This window comes from Iodidimonas sp. SYSU 1G8, from assembly GCF_039655775.1.
In the GTDB taxonomy this organism is placed as follows: domain Bacteria; phylum Pseudomonadota; class Alphaproteobacteria; order SMXS01; family SMXS01; genus RI-34.
Window position 1 is genome coordinate 857217 of the sequence record NZ_JBBYXJ010000002.1, and the last position, 17276, is coordinate 874492.

A 17276-nucleotide genomic window follows, 5' to 3' on the forward strand; every position below is an offset into this window, starting at 1 on the left:
ATCAGGCGATCAGCGGCGTCAGGTCGGGCGCGTCGGTCCAGCTGGCGACGCGTGGCAGGCAGACAATCGGGATCGGTCCGGTGAAGCGCGCCATGCTGGCCTGGGTTTCCTGCAGAGGCACGGGGCTGTCCTCGGATTCCGAGATGACGATGCCGCTGACCGTGACGCGGCGGGTGGCGAGCGCGGCCACGGTCGCGATGGTGTGGCTGAGGGTTCCCAGATAGGAACCGCACACCAGAAGCGTGGGTATGCCCAGTTCGGCGATCCAGTCGGCGACCACATGGCCCTCGTTCAAGGGGACGAAAGCGCCGCCCACACCTTCGATCAGGACGTGATCGGCCGCGCGCGGCAGTTCGCAGAAGTCGATCAGTTTCAGGAAATCCACCGACCGTCCCTCCCGGATCGCGGCCATGTCCGGCGACAGCGGCGCCTCGAATCGCCACGGCGACACCCGGGCGATGTTCTCCGGTGTCACGGGGTCGCCCAAGGCGTCAAGGATGCGGGCGGTGTCGCTGTCGGCCAATGTCGCGTCGCTGATGCCGCTGATCAGGGGTTTGAGGGCCCGTACCGACTTCTTCTGGCGGCGAAGCTGACGAATCAGCACTTCGGTCAGCAGGGTCTTGCCGATCCCGGTACCCGTCGCCGTGATGAAGGTCCGGTTCATCCCGCCAGTCCCAACTCCCGCATGGCGGCGACCAAGCCGTCGATGTCCGCTGCCGTGTGCGCCGCCGAGAATGTCACCCGCAACCGGGCCGTGCCCTCCGGAACCGTGGGCGGCCGGATGCCCGTCACCAGAAAACCGCGTTCCTGGAGCGCGGTCGATGCCTCCATCACCCGGCGCGCCTCGCCCAGGATGACTGGGACGATCGGGCTGACAGGGACGGCGAGACCCAAGGCCGCGCAGAAGCGGGCGGCGTTCTCGATGGGCCGGGCGCACATGGCTGGATCGCGCTCGATGATCTCCAGCGCCTTGATCGCGGCGGCCAGCGTGCCGGGGGGCAGTCCGGTCGAATAGACGAAGCTGCGGCCCCGGTTGCGAATCAGGTCGATGACCGGCTGGCTGGCGCACAGATAGCCGCCATACGCGCCAATGGCCTTGGACAAGGTGCCCATCTGCAGGGGAACATCGGACTTCGCGGCGCCGAGAAAGCTGCTGCCGCGGCCGCCACCGACCACGCCGAGGCCATGGGCGTCGTCGGTCATGAGCCAGGCTTCGTATTCACGGGCGAGCGCCGCCAGTTCGTCGATGGGGGCGATGTCGCCATCCATGCTGAAGACGCCGTCGACGGCGATGACGCAGGTGCCGTGCGCGGCGCGGTGCTGGCGCAGGATCTGGCGCGCGTGGTCCACGTCGTTGTGGCGGAAGGTGTGCACCGCCGCGCCGCTGATGCGGCCACCGGCGAACAGGCAGGAGTGATTGAGTTCGTCCTGCATAATGAGGTCACCCTTGCCGGCAAGGCAGGGAATGACACCCAGATTGGTGAGGTAGCCGCTGCCGAAGACCATGCAGTCCTCGGTCTGCTTCCAGCGTGCCAGCGTTGCTTCCAGCGTGTCATAGAGCGGCGTGTTGCCCGAGATGAGGCGCGATCCGCCCGATCCGGTGCCATAGCGGGACGTGGCCTCGCGCGCCGCCTCGATCACCTCCGGGTGATGCGACAGGCTGAGATAGTCGTTGCAGCAGAACGAAACCAGGTCCCGTCCGCCGCGCCTCGCGCCGGTCTCGCTGAAGCGGTCGGTCAGGATCATGCGGCGGCGGAGGCCTTCGGTCTCCAGCCGGTCCAGTTTGGTGCGGGCAAAGTCGTCGAGCGATGTCATGGCGGCTGATGTATCACAGCCGGTCGGCGGGGCCTAGTCGCTGCCGGTGCAGGGCTTTTTCTGCTGGCGGCAGACCGATTCTATCCAGTTCTTGCCTGTGGCGCCCCAGTTCCAGTTGGTGCAGCCGCCCAGCACGGCAAGCACGACGATCATGGCGGCGGCCTTTGGCACGATGGTTGTTATCTTTGTCATGAAGTATCTCCGCGGCAGATTTTGACCCTGTAGCGCAGAAAATAATTATTGTACAACAATAATTTTATGGTAATGTCTCGTCATCACGACAGAGGTGAGTCATGCGAAACACATCCGCCGGATCAGAGGGCGATCCGCATCGAGAGGGTCGGATCAGCCGTATCCGGGTTCTTGCCAAGTGCATGTCGGCTTTGTGCATGGTGACGGCGATGTTGCTCGCCGCCGGCATGCTTGCTTACTGGTTCGCCACGCCCGCCGGTACATTGCTGGCGCAAATGGGTGTGCGGTTCGAGAGGGCCGGCGGCCTGGGCCTGGGTGTGCGGCTGATGGGGTTCGCCGTCTGCTTGATACCACTCGGGGTGTTGATTCACGGGCTCTTCGGCGCCCGCCGCTGTTTCCGGGCCTTTGCCTCCGGCCGCATCTTTTCGCCCGAGGCTGTGAGCGGGCTGAGGACGCTAGCGATCGCGGTGGCTGTCTCGACGATCCTGAAGCCGCTGGCCGGCGCCGCCCTTTCCATGGTTCTCAGCGGCGGTCCGGGCGGCAGGGTGCTCTCGTTCAACGTCGGCTCGGACACTCTTGTGGCGCTGATATTCGCCGGCACGGTCGCTGTCATCGCCTGGGTAATGGCCGAGGCGATCGAGATCGCCGACGAGAATGCACAGTTCGTTTGAGGCAGGCGAGATGACGATCAGGGTCAGGCTCGCCGTCATGTTGGCCGAGCGCAACGTGAAGTCGAAGGACCTCGCCGAATTCGTCGGCATCACCGAGGCGAATCTGTCGCTGCTCAAGCAGGAGAAAGTGAAGGGCGTGCGCTTCGACACGATCGACCGGATATGCCAGTTCCTCAATTGCCAACCCGGCGATCTCCTGCGCTATGAACCCGAAGAGGACGACTAGGCGGGCCATTGCCCATGCGGCATTTGTCACTGGACGGCCAAACTGAGAGACTGACATGTGGCGGCGCGGCTTGACAGAGATGGCGGCTGCGTGGAGGGTAGCCGCGAAATCCGGAGATATGCCGATGACCGACACCGCCATCCGTCACGACTGGACCCTGGACCAGATCAAGGCGCTTTTCGACCTGCCGTTCAGCGACCTGATTTTCCGCGCCCAGACGGTTCACCGGCAGAACTTCGACCCCAACAAGGTCCAGCTCAGCACCCTGCTGTCGATCAAGACCGGTGGCTGCGCCGAGGACTGCTCCTATTGCCCGCAGGCCGCGCGCTACAACACCGGCGTCGATGCCGGCAAGCTGTTGCCGCTAGAAGAGGTCCTGTCCGACGCGCGCCAGGCGCGCGACGCGGGCGCCTCGCGCTATTGCATGGGCGCGGCGTGGCGCTCGCCCAAAGACAAGGATCTGGACAAGGTGATCGAGATGGTGCGCGGCGTGCGCGCCATGGGCCTGGAAACCTGCGTCACTCTGGGCATGCTGAAGGCGGAACAGGCCAAGCGTCTCAAGGATGCCGGGCTCGACTATTACAATCACAACATCGACACCTCGGAAGAGTTCTACGGCGAGATCATCACCACCCGCGAGTATGATGACCGGCTGGAGACGCTGGGCCATGTCCGCGACGCCGGGCTCAATGTCTGCAGCGGCGGCATCGTCGGCATGGGCGAGTCGCGCGAGGACCGCGCCAGCATGCTGCTGACCCTGGCGAACATGCCCAAGCATCCGGAAAGCGTGCCGATCAACATGCTGGTGCAGGTGGAAGGCACGCCGCTGTTCGGGACCGAAAAGCTCGATCATTTCGAGTTCGTGCGCACCATCGCCGTCGCGCGCATCATGATGCCGGAGAGCTTCGTGCGCCTGTCGGCGGGCCGGGAGACCATGGACGACGCGCTGCAGGCGCTCTGCTTCCTGGCCGGCGCCAATTCCATGTTCTATGGCGAGAAGCTGCTGACCACGCCCAATCCCGAGAGCAACCGCGACGCCCGGCTGTTCCAGCGTCTCGGCATCTCGCCGCTGGGCACGGAAGACCTTGCGGCGCGCCACGCGGCGGAATGACCGCAACCTTGCCCCGATTGCCCAACACGGCGCCCGAATGGCAGCGTGACGGGTACCAGAACATCTGGATGCCCTATACCCAGATGCAGACCACGCCGCCGCCGATTCCGGTGACGAAGACCGATGGCGTGCGCATCACGCTGGCCGATGGACGCGAGCTGATCGACGGCACCGCGTCGTGGTGGACGGCGTGCCATGGTTACAATCATCCGCACATCGTCGCCGCCATGCAGAAGCAGGTGGCCGAGATGCCGCATGTCATGTTCGGTGGCCTGGCGCACGAACCGGCCTTCCGGCTGGCGACACGGCTGGCGGCGCTGACGCCGGGCGACCTGAACCGGGTGTTTTTCGCCGAAGGCGGCTCGGTGGCCGTCGAGGTCGCCATGAAGATGGCGCTGCAGTACTTCATCAACAAAGGCGAGCCGGGGCGGACCAAGTTCGTCAGCTTCCTGGGCGGCTATCACGGCGACACCTTCGCGGCCATGTCGGTCTGCGATCCCAATGACGGCATGCACACCCTGTTCAAGGACGCCATGCCCCGCAACTACGCCATGCCCTTGCCCGAGACGGCGGCGGCCATGGCCGAATTCCAGGACTTTCTCCGGGAAAATCGCGGGCATGTCGCGGCGGTGATGATCGAGCCGCTGGTGCAGGGCGCGGGCGGCATGAAGTTCCATGGCGCGGACTTGCTGCAAGGCATTCGCGCCGCCTGCGACGCGTCGGGCGTGCTGCTGATCTTCGACGAGATCTTCACCGGGTTCGGCCGGACGGGCGCGCTGTTCGCCGCCGGCGCGGCCGATGTGCTGCCCGACATCATGTGCGTCGGCAAGGCGCTGACCGGCGGCACGACGCCGCTGTCGGCGGCGATCGCCCGCGAGCATGTGTTCGAGGCGTTCCTGAGCGACGATCCGCAGGCCGCGCTGATGCATGGGCCGACCTTCATGGCCAATCCGCTGGCGTGCGCGGCGGCCAACGCGGCGCTCGACCTGTTCGAGGAGGAGCCGTGGGCTGAGAGCGTGGCGCGGATCGAAGCGCAGATGCGGCGGGAGTTGGAGCCATGCCGGGCGCTGCCCGGCGTGATCGATGTAAGGGTGATGGGCGCCATCGCGGCGATCCAGCTCGATGATCTGAGCGACAAGGAAATCCTGAAGGCCCGTTTCATGGAGGCAGGGGTGTGGCTGCGTCCCTTCGCCGACATCGTCTACCTGACGCCGCCCTTCATCATCGGCGAGGATGATCTTCGCCGGTTGACCTCGGCCATTGTCGCGGTACTCTCGGGGCGGGGCTACTAGGGCGCCGGAAAACCCTTTTCCGTTGCGCCCTCGAACCAATATAAATTGCGCAGTACCGGAAGGCGCCCCGATGGACATTCACGCCGACACTCAGCCCAGTCTCGAGGGGCATCTGCCCGCCGACCTGATCGATCGCGCCAAGGCGGTGGCGGCGGCGCCCGTCAGTCTCGTGACCGGCGTGGATGTCGCGCTGGTGACGGGAGAAGGCGGCGACGCGGCCGGCGTGAACGATTTCGTCATCCGCGCGGCGGACCTGTTCGACCGGCAGATCGGCACACGGCACGGCGCCGCACGGGTCGCGGCGCTGCGGGCGGAGCTGGCCCGCCGCGGCATCGACGGCTTCGTCGTGCCCATGGCGGACGAGTACCAGAACGAATTCGTGCCGCGCCATGCGCAGCGCCTGGCCTGGCTGAGCGGCTTCCTGGGTTCGGCCGGGACCATCATCGTGCTGCGCGACAAGGCGGCGATCTTCGTGGATGGCCGCTACACGCTGCAGGTCCGCGACCAGGTCGATCTGGCGGTGTTCGAGCCGTGCTCCTATCTGGAGGTCACGGCCTGGCTGGTCGAGAATTTGGGCGCCGGCCGGACGCTGGGCTACGATCCCTGGCTGCACACGGAAGCCGGTGTCGAGGCTCTCAAGGACGCCTGCGAGAAGGCGGGCGGGCTTCTGCAGCCGCTGGACAGCAACCCGGTGGACGCTGTGTGGGAGAACCGGCCGCCGCGCCCGCTGGCGCGCATCGTGCCCCATGATCTGCGCTATGCCGGCGAGCCGGCCGCCGAAAAACGGGCCCGCATGGCCACTTCGGTCAGGAACGCGGGCGCCAGCGCGCTGGCGCTCTCGACGACGGATTCCATCGCCTGGCTGCTGAATATCCGGGGCGCGGACGTGTCGCGCACGCCGCTGGCGCTGGCCTACGCGCTGCTGCATGAGGATGCGTCGGTCGATCTGTTCGTCGACGAGCGCAAGGTGGATGGCGCGCTGCGCGGGCATCTCGGCAATCAGGTCCGGGTCGAGCCGGAAGAGGCGCTGGCCGGCGCTCTGGCCGCGCTGGGCGGTGCCGGCAAGACGGTGATGATCGATCCCACATCCGCGCCGGCGTGGTTCGTCGCCCGTCTGACCGAAGGCGGCGCGGGTATCGTGCGCAAGACCAACCCGATCCAGAAGGCCAAGGCGCTCAAGAACCCGGCGGAGCTCAACGGCACGCGGGCCGCGCACAAGCGCGATGGCGCGGCGCTGGCCAAATTCTTCCGCTGGCTGGCCGAGAACGCCCCGAACGGCACGGTCGACGAGCTATCCGCCGTGGACCAGTTGCAGGCGTTCCGGCAGGAAGGCGACCTGTTCCGCGACCTGAGCTTCGATACCATCTCGGGCGCCGGACCGAATGGCGCCATCGTTCATTACCGGTCCAGCGAAGAGACGAACCGTGTACTCGGTAGGGGAGAGCTCTATCTGGTGGATTCCGGCGGGCAGTATCTCGACGGCACTACCGACGTGACGCGGACCATCGCCATCGGCACGCCCAGCGCGGAACACCGCGACCGTTTCACCCGTGTGCTGCGCGGGCATATCGCCCTGGCCATGGCCCGCTTTCCCAAGGGGACCACGGGACACCAGCTCGACGTGCTGGCGCGCATGCCGCTCTGGCAGGCGGGCCTGGATTTCAAGCATGGCACCGGGCACGGAGTCGGGTCGTATCTGGGCGTGCATGAAGGGCCGCACAGCATCTCGCCGCGGCCGTCCAGCGTGGCGCTCGAGGCCGGGATGATCGTCTCCAACGAGCCGGGCTACTATCTGGAAGGCGCCTATGGCATCCGGATGGAGAACCTGGTCGCCGTGGTGCCGGCCGAGCCGGGCGAGGATGACTCGCCCTTCTATGAATTCGAGACGCTGACACTGGCGCCCATCGACCGGGCGCTGATCGATCCGGCGGCGATGAGCCCGCGGGAGCTGCAGTGGCTCAATGATTATCACGCGCGGGTGTACCGCGAGGTGGGGCCGCAGCTGGACGACGCCACGCGCGCCTGGCTCGCCGAGGCGACGGCGCCGCTGCACGCTTAGTCCAGGGCGCTGGCGCGCCGCAGCGCGCGCCGTCCTTTCCGGATCAGGACCGCCGCGAGCATGCCGCCGAGGACGATCGCGCCGGCCAGGAACGGCCAGGTCGCGCGGAAGGGCCAGAGCAGGTCGAGATAGACCGTCATCAGGCCCAGCCAGAAGAACGCCAGACCCCAGAAAGCGATGCCGCCGACGCGCAGCAGCACGCCCAGCTTGCCGATCCAGAACGCGGCGACGCAGAAGACGATGCGGTAGACGACCGCGAGCGCGGGCCATGGCAGCAACGCGGCCATGGCGATGAGCTGCAGGCTGATCAGGATCACGAACAGCGCCGCGCCGGTGGCGGCGAATCTGGGCATGGCAACGAACATCTCGTCTTCCTGCGTGCGCTGCGAACGGCGAACGAGCAGGACGCAGCCCAGCACCACGATGGCGCCGAACAGGAAACCGAACCAGCGCGCCGCGGCGGGGTAGGCGGTCCACGCCCGCTCGATGGCGTAAGCGTCCGAGGCGATGTAGACCGCCGCCAGGCCCAGCAGCACCGCATAGCTCTTGCCTGTCCGCGCGAAGAGCCGCGTGGCGCGCCGACCCGCGAGCCGGGCCATCAGTTCGTAAAGAGCGGCGGCGCCGACCAGATAGACGCCCATCAGGGACAGCAGGTTGGGATATCCCGTGCGCCAGGCCGCGTGGATCGCCAGAGCGAGCAGGGGCGCCAGCAGCACATGTGCGGCGACCTGCGGGCCGCTCAGCCGGTTCCGCGATCTCATGGCGTGCCGCCCTCCGGCGTCGGCCGATAGTGGCGCCGGGTCGGGAACGCCAGTTTCAGTGAATCGAAGCCGGGATTGGCGGGCCATTCACCAGTGCCGGACGCGCTGGCGCGCAAGGCGGACACCCGCGCGTCGGTCTGGTCATGTCCGAGAAACAGGCAGGTGGTCCGCCGCGCCTGCGCCGGCGCGAGGGACGCGACCGAGACGAAGATCGACGCGCCGCGCGCGACATCGTGCCCCGTCACGGCGAACAGACGGGCGATCGCGGCGTCGGCGTCGGCCTCCCGTTGCGGGCCGTAGCCAGCGCGCACCGTGTCGAACACCGCCGACTCCAGGGCGCGGGCGATGACGGGGTCGAGCGGGCTGGCGCCGGACTCGCCGTCGAGGCGCGAGAGGATCGCCGCGACCTCGCGCGGGCCGAGCCGCTCGGCGAAGGCCGGCTCCCGCATCATCTGGTCGAGGTGACCGTTTTCGGCGTGTCCCATGCAGTGCGCCACGACGGCGGCCAGTTCATCGGCGGTGTCGATATAGCGTATCAGGCCCTTGTAGAGCGCGAGCCGTCCGCCGGGGAGAATCCACGCGCCGGGCATGTCGTTGTCGATGACCGTCGCCTTCCAGGGCAGCGATGGCCGCGCCGAGGCGGCGAAGAAGGGCTGCACGAACTCGGTGATGGCGGTCTGGACGAAATTGTTTGGATAGGCGCCGCCGGCCCGGGCGAAGAGGGAACGCTCAAGCTGTTCGCCGAAGGCTGCCTGGTCATGAAAGGACATATCGGGCCGCCGGAGCAGCCAGTCGTGGACACGGGCTCTTGCGCTCGCGGTCTCGGCGCGAAGGCCGCCGCTCGCCAGCAGCAGGCCGACGCAGGCCGCGCCCGTCATCACGCCGCGCCGCGTCGGACAGGCGAGGGTCATGGCGATCCGTCTCCGGCGGCGTGGAGCAGCACCAGGCCGTTGATCGGCGCGTTGGAATAGGTCAGGTCGGGGTCGAACGAGAAGACGGCTTCATAGATGGCGCCGTTATCGGGCACGGCGCGGATCAGATAAGGCCGCCCCTGCTGCAAGGGCGGCGCATCCTCGGGATAGCGCGCCGCGCCGCTGTAGATCTTCGCGGCCCAGACTTCGCGGGGCTCGGCATCGTCCAGCTCCGTCAGGCTCAACCGGGCGGCATCCCCGAGGCCGGCGGGCCAGCGGAACACGGGCTCGGCCGCGTTGACGGCGGTTTCCGCCCAGAGCGTCCGGTCGAACGGGCCTTCATCCGCGACGCTGCTGACCGGCGCGTCCGGCAGCAACTGGGGGAGCGGCCGGCATGACAGGGCGCGGCTGCGGACGCTCGATCCACGCCCGGCCTGCGGGCCCGACGGCATGACGCGCAGAACGCCGCCGGCGATGGTCTCCTCGCGGCAGGGCGTCAGGTAGGTCAGGGTGATTTCCCCCTGGCCGCCCAGATCGATCGTCTGCCCGGCACTGACGTAGCTGTAGAGGATGGCCGAGGGGTCGACAACGCCGCGCAGGCCGCTGATCCAGGCCACGGGGCCGTCCGAGGTCACGGTCTCGGCGGCCGGCGGTGGCGGGAGCTGTCGGAGGGACTCGCTTTCCCCGGCGAACAGGCCCAGCAAGCCCCGCGAGGACGCCGCCGTCGCGGGAAGCAGGAGAAGGGCCGCCGCCAGCAGAACGTACAGACCCTGCGACCGACGTTTCATGCCTCGGTTCCGGCGCTAAGGCCGCGTGATGAGAACGGAGTGGTACGGGGTGCCCAGCACCATGGGATCGTCGGTCCTGTAGCAGTCCGCGCGCATGGATTCCCCCTCCGCGAAGCCCTTCCGGACATCCGCGCCAAAGCCCTCGTCCTCGATCAGCCTCTCGCAGGCCAGCGTGGCCGGAATTTTCGCCTCACGCTGGAACGCGGTGTAGTCGCTCACGGTGTAGCTGACCAGATCACCATGCAGCAGGTAGAAGAACGCGATCACGATTTTCATTGGCGCCTCATTATGCCGCCATGGCGGCGCGCTGGCCAGACGCCAGCATCAGGTCGCGTTGGCGGCGACGCGGCGTCCCGGAAGTTGCGCCAGCACCGCCCGCTTCTCGTCGTCGGAATAGCTCGACCAGCCGCCGATTTCGCGAATGGTGCGAAAGCAGCCGATACAATGACGGTCGCCGATCCGGCACACGCCGATACAAGGGGATTCCATGCTCACGATCCTGCCCTTCACAGGCGTACTGGCTTAACATAGCCGGCAGCGGGTGCAAGCGGGAATCCCGATTCGCCGGCTGGCAGCGGCGCGCGGCGCGGCGCCGCCCAGACCCATCTCACGGGAAAAATGCACTATTTCGGCCAGACGCCATAAGTTCGCCGGGATTGTTCATTTGCGGTTTAGGTCCGTCTCGGTACAATCCGGCCCATGCGGTGGATGATCATGACAGTGGCGGTCGTAATGCTCTCGGGCGCGGCGCAAGCCCATGCCTTCAGTGAGCAGGACAGTGCGCGCGACGCCTATCAGCGCGGCGAGATCATGTCGCTGGCGGACATTCGCCGCAATGTGCAGCGCGATTTCAACGGCCAGATCATCGGCACGCAATTCAGGTCGTCCGACAGTCGCGGATACGTCTACAAGTTTCGCGTGCTGTCGCCCGATGGCACCATGATGAGCATCGATGTGGACGCCCGGACATCGAAAGTCATCGGCGTAAAGGGGCAACGATAATGCGCGCGCTCGTGGTCGAGGACGATCCGGATCTGATCCGCCAGCTTTCCGCGACGCTGCGGGATGAAGGCTATGCCGTCGATGAAGCGACGGATGGCGAGGAAGCGACATATCTGGGCGATGTGGAGCCTTATGACATCGTCGTTCTCGATCTCGGGCTGCCGGTCATCGACGGCGTATCGGTCCTCAAGTCGTGGCGGGCCAAGGGCCGCACCATGCCAGTGCTGATCCTGACCGCGCGCGGGCAGTGGAGCGAGAAGGTGGCGGGTTTCGATGCCGGCGCCGACGACTATCTGACCAAGCCGTTCCAGATGGAGGAGCTGCTGGCGCGCATCCGGGCGCTGATCCGCCGGGCTGCCGGCCACGCCTCGCCGGTCATGCGATGCGGCCCGGTCGAGGTCGACACCAACAGCGCGACGGTCCTCGTGAATGGCGAGTCCATCAAGCTGACCGGCCATGAATACAAGCTGCTGTCCTATCTGATCCACCACATGAACAAGATCGTCTCCCGCACCGAGCTGACGGAACATATCTACGATCAGGACTTCGACCGTGATTCCAACACGATCGAGGTCTTCGTCGGCCGGCTGCGCAAGAAGCTGGGCGTGGACGTGATCAAGACCGTGCGGGGTTTGGGCTACCGCATGGAGCCGGATGGTGAGGCGGCCTAGTTCCCTTACCCTTCGCCTCATCGTCGGCGCCGGTCTCTGGACAGTCTTCGCCCTCATCGTCGTCGGCGTGGTGCTGGTCTTCCTGTTTCGCCAGACCGTCGAGCGCAGCTTCGACGCGCGCCTCGACGTGCTCCTGGAAAGTCTGATCGTCTCGGCGGAATTTGACCGCAATCAGGGTGTCTATCTCAGCGGCCCGATGGCCGAGCCGCGCTTCGAGCAGCCCTATTCCGGCTGGTACTGGCAGATCACGCCGCGCCAGGGCCAGGTGCTGATTTCGCGATCGCTCTGGGACCGGGAACTGCGCCAGAACCTGGCGATTCCGGTGCCGCAGCCGCATCATTACTACACCATGGGACCGGACGATCAGGAAGTCCGGGTGGTCGAGCGCGACATCATCTTCCCCGATGCCGAGTCCAGCGTGCGCTTTGCCGTCGCGGCCGTGACCACCGAGAACAAGCTGGAAGTCACGCGCTTCGTGCGGGCGATCGTCATCGCGCTGGGGCTGATGGGGCTGGGCCTGATCGGCGCGGTGATCGTGCAGGTCCGCTACGGCCTGCGGCCGCTGCGCACGCTGCAGCACGAACTGGGCCGCGTGCGCTCGGGCGAGGTCGACCGGCTGGAGGGCCGCTATCCGGCGGAAATCTCGCCCGTCGTCGGCGAACTCAACAAGCTGGTCGAGCATAATTCGGAAGTGCTGGCGCGCGCGCGCACGCATGTGGGCAATCTGGCTCACGCGCTGAAGACGCCGCTCTCGGTGCTGATGAACGACAGCGCGTCGGAGGCGACGCCGCTGGCCATTTCCATCCGCCGCCAGCTCGAGGTCATGCGCCGGCTGGTCGATCATTATCTGGTCCGCGCCCGCACGGCGGCGGCGGGCCAGGTGATCGGCACCCGCACGCCGGTGCAGCCGGCGGTGCACAGCCTGAAATCGACGCTGGAGAAGATCCATGCGGGGCGCGGGCTCGCCATCTCCGTCACCGGCGGCGAGCGCCTCAACTTCCGGGGCGAACGGCAGGATTTCGACGAGATGCTGGGCAATCTCATGGACAATGCCTGCAAGTGGGCGGCGCATCAGGTGCGCGTGTCGATCGACAAGCAGGATTTCGAGCTGGTCTTTCTGGTCGAGGACGACGGTCCGGGTATCAGCGACGAGCAGATCGAAACCGTGTTCAGCCGGGGACAGCGTCTCGACGAGGCGATACCGGGCAGCGGCCTCGGCCTCAGCATCGTCCGCGACATTTCGGGCCTGTACGGCGGTGCCGTCACCCTGGGCCGCTCGGACCTCGGCGGGTTGAAGGCAACTCTCGTCCTGCCGGCCGCTGCCGACGCGTCCTGACCGACCGGAACAATCATCTCGGCGTTTCCGTTCAGGGACTGTTCAGCTTATCGGCGCCATAGTTGCGAACGACGCGGCTCAAGCGACCGAGCGGTCTATCGAGAGGTTCAAAGTGAAGAAAATCATCGCTGTTGTGATGTGTGCGGGCCTTCTGGCGGCGTGCGAAAGCGACGGTTACGGATCGGATAACGAGGCGGTCGGCACCATCGTCGGCGCCGGTCTGGGCGCGGCGCTCGGCTCGACGGCCCATGGCAGCGCGAAGGGTCCGACCATGATCTTGGGCGCGCTCGTGGGCGGCGCCATCGGCAATCGCGTCGGTGCGCGTCTCGATGAACGGGACAGGATGCGGCATGAGCGCGCCTCTTATCAGGCGCTGGAATATGGCCGCTCCTACGAGACGTCGGGCTGGTACGACCCGGACCGCGGCACCCGCGGCGCGATCACGCCGCGCCCGTCCTACCGGAACGACCGTGGCCTGCAGTGCCGCGAGTACCAGCAGGAAATCTGGATCGGCGGCCGCCGCGAGGAAGGCTATGGCACCGCGTGCCGGCAGCCGGACGGCAGCTGGCAGATCATGGGCAGTTAGCCCCGTCATTATCCCGCCGGACATTCGTGTCCTCGTCAGACTTCAGGTCCGGCGGAAAGAGTGGAGCGCAGCCGAATCCCCCCTCGGCTGCGCTCCATCTTTTTCGCGATCAGTAATCGGCTTCCGGCGCTGGGCGTTTGAACTTGATGGTGACCAGCCAGCTGTCGGCGCCGTATTCCGCCGACACGTTTTCGGCGGCGCCGGAGACCAGCAGCGCCCCTTTCGGCAGGGCCTCGGCGGCGATCTCCACCGCGGTCGCGGCATCCCCGGCGCTCACTAGGGATTCGAACGTTCCCCGCAGCCGCGACATCAGCGGTGTCCCCGGCCGAGAAACACGGCGATCCCGAGCAACGCCCAGCCCAGCATCAGCAGCGTCCCGCCAACCGGCGCCAGAAAGCCGAATCCATGGGGGCCGCCAAAGGCGCTGGCGTAAAGCGAGCCGCAAAACAGCATGCTCCCGAGCAGGAACGCCATCCCCGCGCCCTGGGCGACGATCGTACGGGCATGGCCGATGCTGAGCCCGGTGAGCACGAGAGCGATGGCGTGGAAGAAATGATACTGGCTCGCCGTCTCGAACAACTGGCGCGCGTGATCGTCCATGGGCACGGCATGCGAGCCCGCGGCGCCGAGCGCCACGGCGGTGAGCGCGAGGACGGCGCCGGTCGGTGTCCATAATCTCATGACGGCCTCGGCAGGTTGAAAATCTCGGACAGCAATTCGTAGGACCGCAGCCGCGCCTCGAAGTCGTAGCAGATGCTCAGGATCACGAGTTCATTCACGTCGTAGCTGTCCGCGAACGCCTCGAGCTGCTGCTTGACCTGTTCCGGCGCGCCAATGATCGAATGGCTCTTGCGGCGGCCGATCATGGCCCGGTCCAGGTCGGTGTAGGGATAGGCCAGCGCGTCCTCCGGCGAGGGATAGGCCGCGAGTTCGCCCTTCTCGAAGCGCAGGCGCCACAGGTCGCGGCTCGAGGCGATGCGCAGTGCTTCCTCTTCGGTATCCGCGCAGAGCACGAACACGCCGACGCTGACCTTGGGGACCCCGTAGAACCGTGACGGACGAAAATACCGCCGGTACTGATCGACGATCTCGCGGCCGCCATCGGGGGTGATGAAATGGGCGAACGAAAAGGCCAGGCCGAACTGGGCGGCGAGCGCCGCGCTCTGATCGCTCGACCCGAGCATCCAGACCTGCGGCACCGTCTTGGGGCGCGGCGTGGCCCGGACCGAGGACAGCGCCTGGGTCGCGGGCGGCGTGTCGGTCAGGAACGCCAGCGTGTCGGCGACGCGGGTGCCGAAATATTCCACGCCCACCTGCGAGCCATAGGCCAGCGCCGCCGATGTCATCTGGTCTCCGCCGGGGGCGCGGCCGATGCCCAGATCGATCCGGCCGGGCGTCATGGTCTCGATGACGCGAAAGTTTTCCGCCACCTTGAGCGGGCTGTAATGGCTGAGCATGACGCCGCCCGAGCCGACTCTCATGGTCGAGGTCTCGGCGGCGATGCGGGTGATCAGAATCTCGGGTGACGACCCGGCAAAGCCGTTCGTGCTGTGGTGTTCGGCCAGCCAGAAGCGGGTGTAGCCCCATCGTTCGGCTGCCTTCGCCAGGTCGATGGTCTCGCGGATGGCGTCGGCGGCGGTGCCGCCTTCACGGATCGGCGACTGATCGACCACGCTGAGCTTGAGCTGCGACATGATCCCCAAGGTCTGGTTGAAGCTGTCCTAGCACTAGGTAGCTTCCACACCGAACGCAAGGGGAAGGCGCAGGCGGCGGCGAGATGCGAGAGGAGCGCGCCGACCGTGGGCGCCTGCGCACGGCCAAAACAAAAACCGCCCGGCTCCATGGAAGCCGGGCGGTTCTCGCAACGTCCCTTGGGGAGAGGGAAGCGGTTTATCAGGCAAGGAAGGGGCTGGTGAACGTGGCGAACATGACGACGGCGAACACCACATAGGTCGCGACAGTCAGGACGGTCTCGGCTCTCAAGCCATTTTCGGTCGGGTACATCGTTCTGTTTCCTCATCGGCGGGCGGGATGCCCTCGGTGCCGTTGAGAGGAATATATTGCAGGTGCGTTGGTGTTGAAATCATCCGAAAATGCATAATAGTCGTGCATTATCGATCTCGATATGCGTCAACGCGTTGAGGCCCAATGCGGCTCAGGCTGGGTATAAATCCCAATTTGCTGTGCAAAAATAACGCGTAGAGCGCAATTTTCCCGGCATCGTGGAAATGCAAAAACGCCGTGTTTCTGCGGCTTTACGTTGCGATGCGGCATGCTTTCGGTGTGCGATATATTGCGAATGCGAGAGTGCTTCTATGATCGACACTTGCAGGGTAGCCGTGCATTAATGCGGTCTATGATCGACTGGGATGACATCCGCTACTTTCTCGCCGTCGCCCGTCGGGGCTCCATCACCTCCGCGGCGCGCGATCTGGGGGTGAATCATTCGACGGTTTCACGGCGTATCGCCGCCTTCGAGGACAATCTCGGAGTCCGCCTGTTCGACCGGGTCGCGACCGGCTACACGCTGACCGTGGCCGGGCAGGAAATGGTGCCGTCGGCGCAGCGCATGGAAGAAGAGGCGCTGGGGCTGGATCGGCGGCTTTACGGCCGGGATACCGAACTGAGCGGCCAGTTGCGCGTGACCACGGCAGGGGTTTTCGTCAACCCGTTCTTCATGGAGCAGGTGGGGCGCTTCCTGGCGGAATATCCCGGGATCGACATCCAGCTGACCGTGTCCACCGATCTGGCCAACCTGCATGCGCGCGAGGTCGATGTCGCGATTCGCGCCACCGACAATCCGCCTGACACGCTGGTCGGCCGCCGCATCGGCCGCCTGACCGCCATGCTCTACGGACGCAGCACGTTCATCGCGCCGGGTGAGCCGGGCGCCGCGCCGGCGGCCGCCGCGCCGGACGTGGTCGCGTTCGAGGAAGGGCCGCGGGACTTCGTCGAGGCAAGCTGGTTCCGCGACACCTATCCGAACGCGCGCACGCGCGTCAGGCTCAATAGCGTCGACGCGGCCTATCAGGCCATCAAGTCGGGTGTCGGCATCGGCATGCTGCCCTGTCACATGGGCGACACCAATCCCGATCTGCGCCGTCTGCCGCCCTATCACCAGTCGCCGGTCTTCGATGTCTGGCTGCTGACCCATGCCGATCTGCGCCGCACCGCCAAGGTCCGCGCCTTCATCAACTTCATGGCCAATGCGATCATGCCGCACAAGGACCTGATCGAAGGACGCCGTCCGCCGCAGTTCTCCTCCGGCGACCGGCTGGCCATCGACAATGGCTACGCCGCGGCGACCAGCGCCAGCAATCTGGTGGACGATCTGCCGATCTAGGCCTTGCGCCTGCCGAGCTTGGATGTGGACGACGCCGTGACCAGCAGGTCGCCGGCTTCGTTGAAGATGCGGCCCTCCAGAAAGATGATGGACCGCCCCTGGCGCACGATCTGGCCCTCGCCGATCACCGGCCCGATGGGGGCGGGGCCGATGAAGGTCGTCTTCATCTCCAGCGTCTGCACGATCTGGTCGTCCTCCAACCGCTGGACCAGCGCGCGCGACATGACGTTGTCGAGCATGGCGGCGAGAATGCCGCCCTGGATCAGTCCGCTGCCGTTCTCGAAGGCCTGGGTGCCGGTATAGCGGATGCGCATCCAGCCTTCCTGCGCGTTGCCTTCGAGAAATTCGGCGCCCAGCGTGTCGTTGATGCCGGCGCGGCGGCGGCTGGCCGGATAGCCTTCGTCAGGCGGGGTGTCGCTCATGGTGTTTCCTCCCGTTAGGTATCCGCTTCTAGAGAGGGTGCATCCCCCGCGTCAACGCGCCGTCGGAAACGGACCTATCAGAAATGATAG

The 17276-nt window shown here is 66.3% G+C and carries 22 protein-coding genes; 10 read left to right on the top strand and 12 right to left on the bottom strand.

What is annotated here, in order from left to right:
- Position 1: 1 nt before the first annotated feature.
- Genes bioD through WJU17_RS15090 form a run of 3 tightly spaced genes read right to left on the bottom strand, consistent with a single transcriptional unit; the run spans position 2 to position 2007 of the window.
- Entirely contained in the window at positions 2-664 is a 663-nt protein-coding gene (bioD, locus tag WJU17_RS15080) for a dethiobiotin synthase (RefSeq protein ID WP_346328224.1), read from the bottom strand.
- On the bottom strand, positions 661-1815 hold the full coding sequence (bioF, locus tag WJU17_RS15085) for an 8-amino-7-oxononanoate synthase (protein ID WP_346328225.1): 1155 nt from the start codon (positions 1813-1815) through the stop codon (positions 661-663). Before bioF ends, bioD begins: the two co-directional genes overlap by 4 nt.
- Positions 1816-1848: 33 nt before the next feature.
- On the bottom strand, positions 1849-2007 hold the full coding sequence (locus WJU17_RS15090) for a hypothetical protein (RefSeq protein ID WP_346328226.1): 159 nt from the start codon (positions 2005-2007) through the stop codon (positions 1849-1851).
- A gap of 197 nt (positions 2008-2204) precedes the next feature.
- Between WJU17_RS15090 and WJU17_RS15095 the strand changes: the two genes are divergently transcribed.
- The 5 genes from WJU17_RS15095 (at position 2205) to WJU17_RS15115 (ending at position 7366) form a co-directional block, all read left to right on the top strand.
- Entirely contained in the window at positions 2205-2678 is a 474-nt protein-coding gene (locus WJU17_RS15095) for a DUF2975 domain-containing protein (RefSeq protein WP_346328227.1), read from the top strand.
- Positions 2679-2688: 10 nt separating this feature from the next.
- A complete protein-coding gene (locus tag WJU17_RS15100; RefSeq protein WP_346328228.1) occupies positions 2689-2904 on the top strand; it encodes a helix-turn-helix transcriptional regulator in 216 nt (71 codons plus the stop codon).
- 124 nt (positions 2905-3028) lie between these two features.
- A complete protein-coding gene (gene bioB / locus WJU17_RS15105; RefSeq protein WP_346328229.1) occupies positions 3029-4015 on the top strand; it encodes a biotin synthase BioB in 987 nt (328 codons plus the stop codon).
- Positions 4016-4023: 8 nt separating this feature from the next.
- Positions 4024-5307 (top strand): adenosylmethionine--8-amino-7-oxononanoate transaminase, encoded by a 1284-nt coding sequence (locus WJU17_RS15110; RefSeq protein WP_346328230.1) that lies wholly within the window; start codon positions 4024-4026, stop codon positions 5305-5307.
- A gap of 70 nt (positions 5308-5377) precedes the next feature.
- On the top strand, positions 5378-7366 hold the full coding sequence (locus WJU17_RS15115) for an aminopeptidase P family protein (RefSeq protein ID WP_346328231.1): 1989 nt from the start codon (positions 5378-5380) through the stop codon (positions 7364-7366).
- Here WJU17_RS15115 and WJU17_RS15120 read toward each other — a convergent pair.
- The 5 genes from WJU17_RS15120 to WJU17_RS15140 are packed head-to-tail and all read right to left on the bottom strand — an operon-like array spanning position 7363 to position 10315.
- The gene (locus WJU17_RS15120) at positions 7363-8127 is read right to left on the bottom strand and encodes a hypothetical protein (protein WP_346328232.1); all 765 of its coding nucleotides are present in this window, start codon (positions 8125-8127) and stop codon (positions 7363-7365) included. The genes WJU17_RS15115 and WJU17_RS15120 overlap by 4 nt on opposite strands.
- Positions 8124-9038 carry a M48 family metalloprotease gene (locus WJU17_RS15125; RefSeq protein ID WP_346328233.1) on the bottom strand — a complete coding sequence of 305 codons (915 nt, stop codon included), beginning with the start codon at positions 9036-9038 and terminating at the stop codon, positions 8124-8126. Before WJU17_RS15125 ends, WJU17_RS15120 begins: the two co-directional genes overlap by 4 nt.
- The gene (locus tag WJU17_RS15130; RefSeq protein WP_346328234.1) at positions 9035-9826 is read right to left on the bottom strand and encodes a hypothetical protein; all 792 of its coding nucleotides are present in this window, start codon (positions 9824-9826) and stop codon (positions 9035-9037) included. Before WJU17_RS15130 ends, WJU17_RS15125 begins: the two co-directional genes overlap by 4 nt.
- Before the next feature lie 15 nt (positions 9827-9841).
- Entirely contained in the window at positions 9842-10102 is a 261-nt protein-coding gene (locus WJU17_RS15135; RefSeq protein ID WP_346328235.1) for a hypothetical protein, read from the bottom strand.
- A 48-nt stretch (positions 10103-10150) separates the two neighbouring features.
- Positions 10151-10315: a DUF1289 domain-containing protein gene (locus tag WJU17_RS15140; RefSeq protein WP_346328236.1), complete on the bottom strand. Its 165-nt coding sequence runs from the start codon at positions 10313-10315 to the stop codon at positions 10151-10153.
- Positions 10316-10540: 225 nt separating this feature from the next.
- Here WJU17_RS15140 and WJU17_RS15145 point away from each other — a divergent pair, with 225 nt between their 5' ends.
- The 4 genes from WJU17_RS15145 (at position 10541) to WJU17_RS15160 (ending at position 13421) form a co-directional block, all read left to right on the top strand.
- Positions 10541-10828, top strand: coding sequence for a hypothetical protein (locus WJU17_RS15145; protein ID WP_346328237.1), 288 nt, complete (start codon positions 10541-10543; stop codon positions 10826-10828).
- A complete protein-coding gene (locus WJU17_RS15150) occupies positions 10828-11499 on the top strand; it encodes a response regulator transcription factor (protein ID WP_346328238.1) in 672 nt (223 codons plus the stop codon). The genes WJU17_RS15145 and WJU17_RS15150 overlap by 1 nt, the downstream gene beginning before the upstream one ends.
- Positions 11483-12835: an ATP-binding protein gene (locus WJU17_RS15155; RefSeq protein WP_346328239.1), complete on the top strand. Its 1353-nt coding sequence runs from the start codon at positions 11483-11485 to the stop codon at positions 12833-12835. Before WJU17_RS15150 ends, WJU17_RS15155 begins: the two co-directional genes overlap by 17 nt.
- Before the next feature lie 112 nt (positions 12836-12947).
- Positions 12948-13421, top strand: coding sequence for a glycine zipper domain-containing protein (locus tag WJU17_RS15160; RefSeq protein WP_346328240.1), 474 nt, complete (start codon positions 12948-12950; stop codon positions 13419-13421).
- A 109-nt stretch (positions 13422-13530) separates the two neighbouring features.
- On the opposite strand, the gene WJU17_RS15165 is transcribed toward WJU17_RS15160, so the two are convergent.
- From WJU17_RS15165 to WJU17_RS15175, 3 genes are read right to left on the bottom strand one after another with little or no spacing between them, the layout of a single operon-like run.
- Positions 13531-13731, bottom strand: coding sequence for a hypothetical protein (locus WJU17_RS15165; protein ID WP_346328241.1), 201 nt, complete (start codon positions 13729-13731; stop codon positions 13531-13533).
- Entirely contained in the window at positions 13731-14102 is a 372-nt protein-coding gene (locus tag WJU17_RS15170) for a DUF423 domain-containing protein (RefSeq protein WP_346328242.1), read from the bottom strand. Before WJU17_RS15170 ends, WJU17_RS15165 begins: the two co-directional genes overlap by 1 nt.
- Complete coding sequence (locus tag WJU17_RS15175) at positions 14099-15115, bottom strand: LLM class flavin-dependent oxidoreductase (protein WP_346328243.1); 1017 nt, start codon at positions 15113-15115, stop codon at positions 14099-14101. Before WJU17_RS15175 ends, WJU17_RS15170 begins: the two co-directional genes overlap by 4 nt.
- A gap of 653 nt (positions 15116-15768) precedes the next feature.
- Here WJU17_RS15175 and WJU17_RS15180 point away from each other — a divergent pair.
- The gene (locus tag WJU17_RS15180; RefSeq protein ID WP_346328244.1) at positions 15769-16764 is read left to right on the top strand and encodes a LysR family transcriptional regulator; all 996 of its coding nucleotides are present in this window, start codon (positions 15769-15771) and stop codon (positions 16762-16764) included.
- Here WJU17_RS15180 and WJU17_RS15185 read toward each other — a convergent pair.
- Positions 16761-17186: a PaaI family thioesterase gene (locus WJU17_RS15185; protein ID WP_346328245.1), complete on the bottom strand. Its 426-nt coding sequence runs from the start codon at positions 17184-17186 to the stop codon at positions 16761-16763. The two genes, WJU17_RS15180 and WJU17_RS15185, sit on opposite strands and share 4 nt — an antisense overlap.
- Positions 17187-17276 lie beyond the last annotated feature (90 nt).

Coding starts and splice junctions, on each gene's coding strand:
- bioD (WP_346328224.1), bottom strand. CDS start 664: ATGAACCGGACCTTCATCACGGCGACGGGTACCGGGATCGGCAAGACC.
- bioF (WP_346328225.1), bottom strand. CDS start 1,815: ATGACATCGCTCGACGACTTTGCCCGCACCAAACTGGACCGGCTGGAG.
- WJU17_RS15090 (WP_346328226.1), bottom strand. CDS start 2,007: ATGACAAAGATAACAACCATCGTGCCAAAGGCCGCCGCCATGATCGTC.
- WJU17_RS15095 (WP_346328227.1), top strand. CDS start 2,205: ATGGTGACGGCGATGTTGCTCGCCGCCGGCATGCTTGCTTACTGGTTC.
- WJU17_RS15100 (WP_346328228.1), top strand. CDS start 2,689: ATGACGATCAGGGTCAGGCTCGCCGTCATGTTGGCCGAGCGCAACGTG.
- bioB (WP_346328229.1), top strand. CDS start 3,029: ATGACCGACACCGCCATCCGTCACGACTGGACCCTGGACCAGATCAAG.
- WJU17_RS15115 (WP_346328231.1), top strand. CDS start 5,378: ATGGACATTCACGCCGACACTCAGCCCAGTCTCGAGGGGCATCTGCCC.
- WJU17_RS15120 (WP_346328232.1), bottom strand. CDS start 8,127: ATGAGATCGCGGAACCGGCTGAGCGGCCCGCAGGTCGCCGCACATGTG.
- WJU17_RS15125 (WP_346328233.1), bottom strand. CDS start 9,038: ATGACCCTCGCCTGTCCGACGCGGCGCGGCGTGATGACGGGCGCGGCC.
- WJU17_RS15130 (WP_346328234.1), bottom strand. CDS start 9,826: ATGAAACGTCGGTCGCAGGGTCTGTACGTTCTGCTGGCGGCGGCCCTT.
- WJU17_RS15135 (WP_346328235.1), bottom strand. CDS start 10,102: ATGAAAATCGTGATCGCGTTCTTCTACCTGCTGCATGGTGATCTGGTC.
- WJU17_RS15140 (WP_346328236.1), bottom strand. CDS start 10,315: ATGGAATCCCCTTGTATCGGCGTGTGCCGGATCGGCGACCGTCATTGT.
- WJU17_RS15145 (WP_346328237.1), top strand. CDS start 10,541: ATGACAGTGGCGGTCGTAATGCTCTCGGGCGCGGCGCAAGCCCATGCC.
- WJU17_RS15150 (WP_346328238.1), top strand. CDS start 10,828: ATGCGCGCGCTCGTGGTCGAGGACGATCCGGATCTGATCCGCCAGCTT.
- WJU17_RS15155 (WP_346328239.1), top strand. CDS start 11,483: ATGGTGAGGCGGCCTAGTTCCCTTACCCTTCGCCTCATCGTCGGCGCC.
- WJU17_RS15165 (WP_346328241.1), bottom strand. CDS start 13,731: ATGTCGCGGCTGCGGGGAACGTTCGAATCCCTAGTGAGCGCCGGGGAT.
- WJU17_RS15170 (WP_346328242.1), bottom strand. CDS start 14,102: ATGAGATTATGGACACCGACCGGCGCCGTCCTCGCGCTCACCGCCGTG.
- WJU17_RS15175 (WP_346328243.1), bottom strand. CDS start 15,115: ATGTCGCAGCTCAAGCTCAGCGTGGTCGATCAGTCGCCGATCCGTGAA.
- WJU17_RS15180 (WP_346328244.1), top strand. CDS start 15,769: ATGCGGTCTATGATCGACTGGGATGACATCCGCTACTTTCTCGCCGTC.
- WJU17_RS15185 (WP_346328245.1), bottom strand. CDS start 17,186: ATGAGCGACACCCCGCCTGACGAAGGCTATCCGGCCAGCCGCCGCCGC.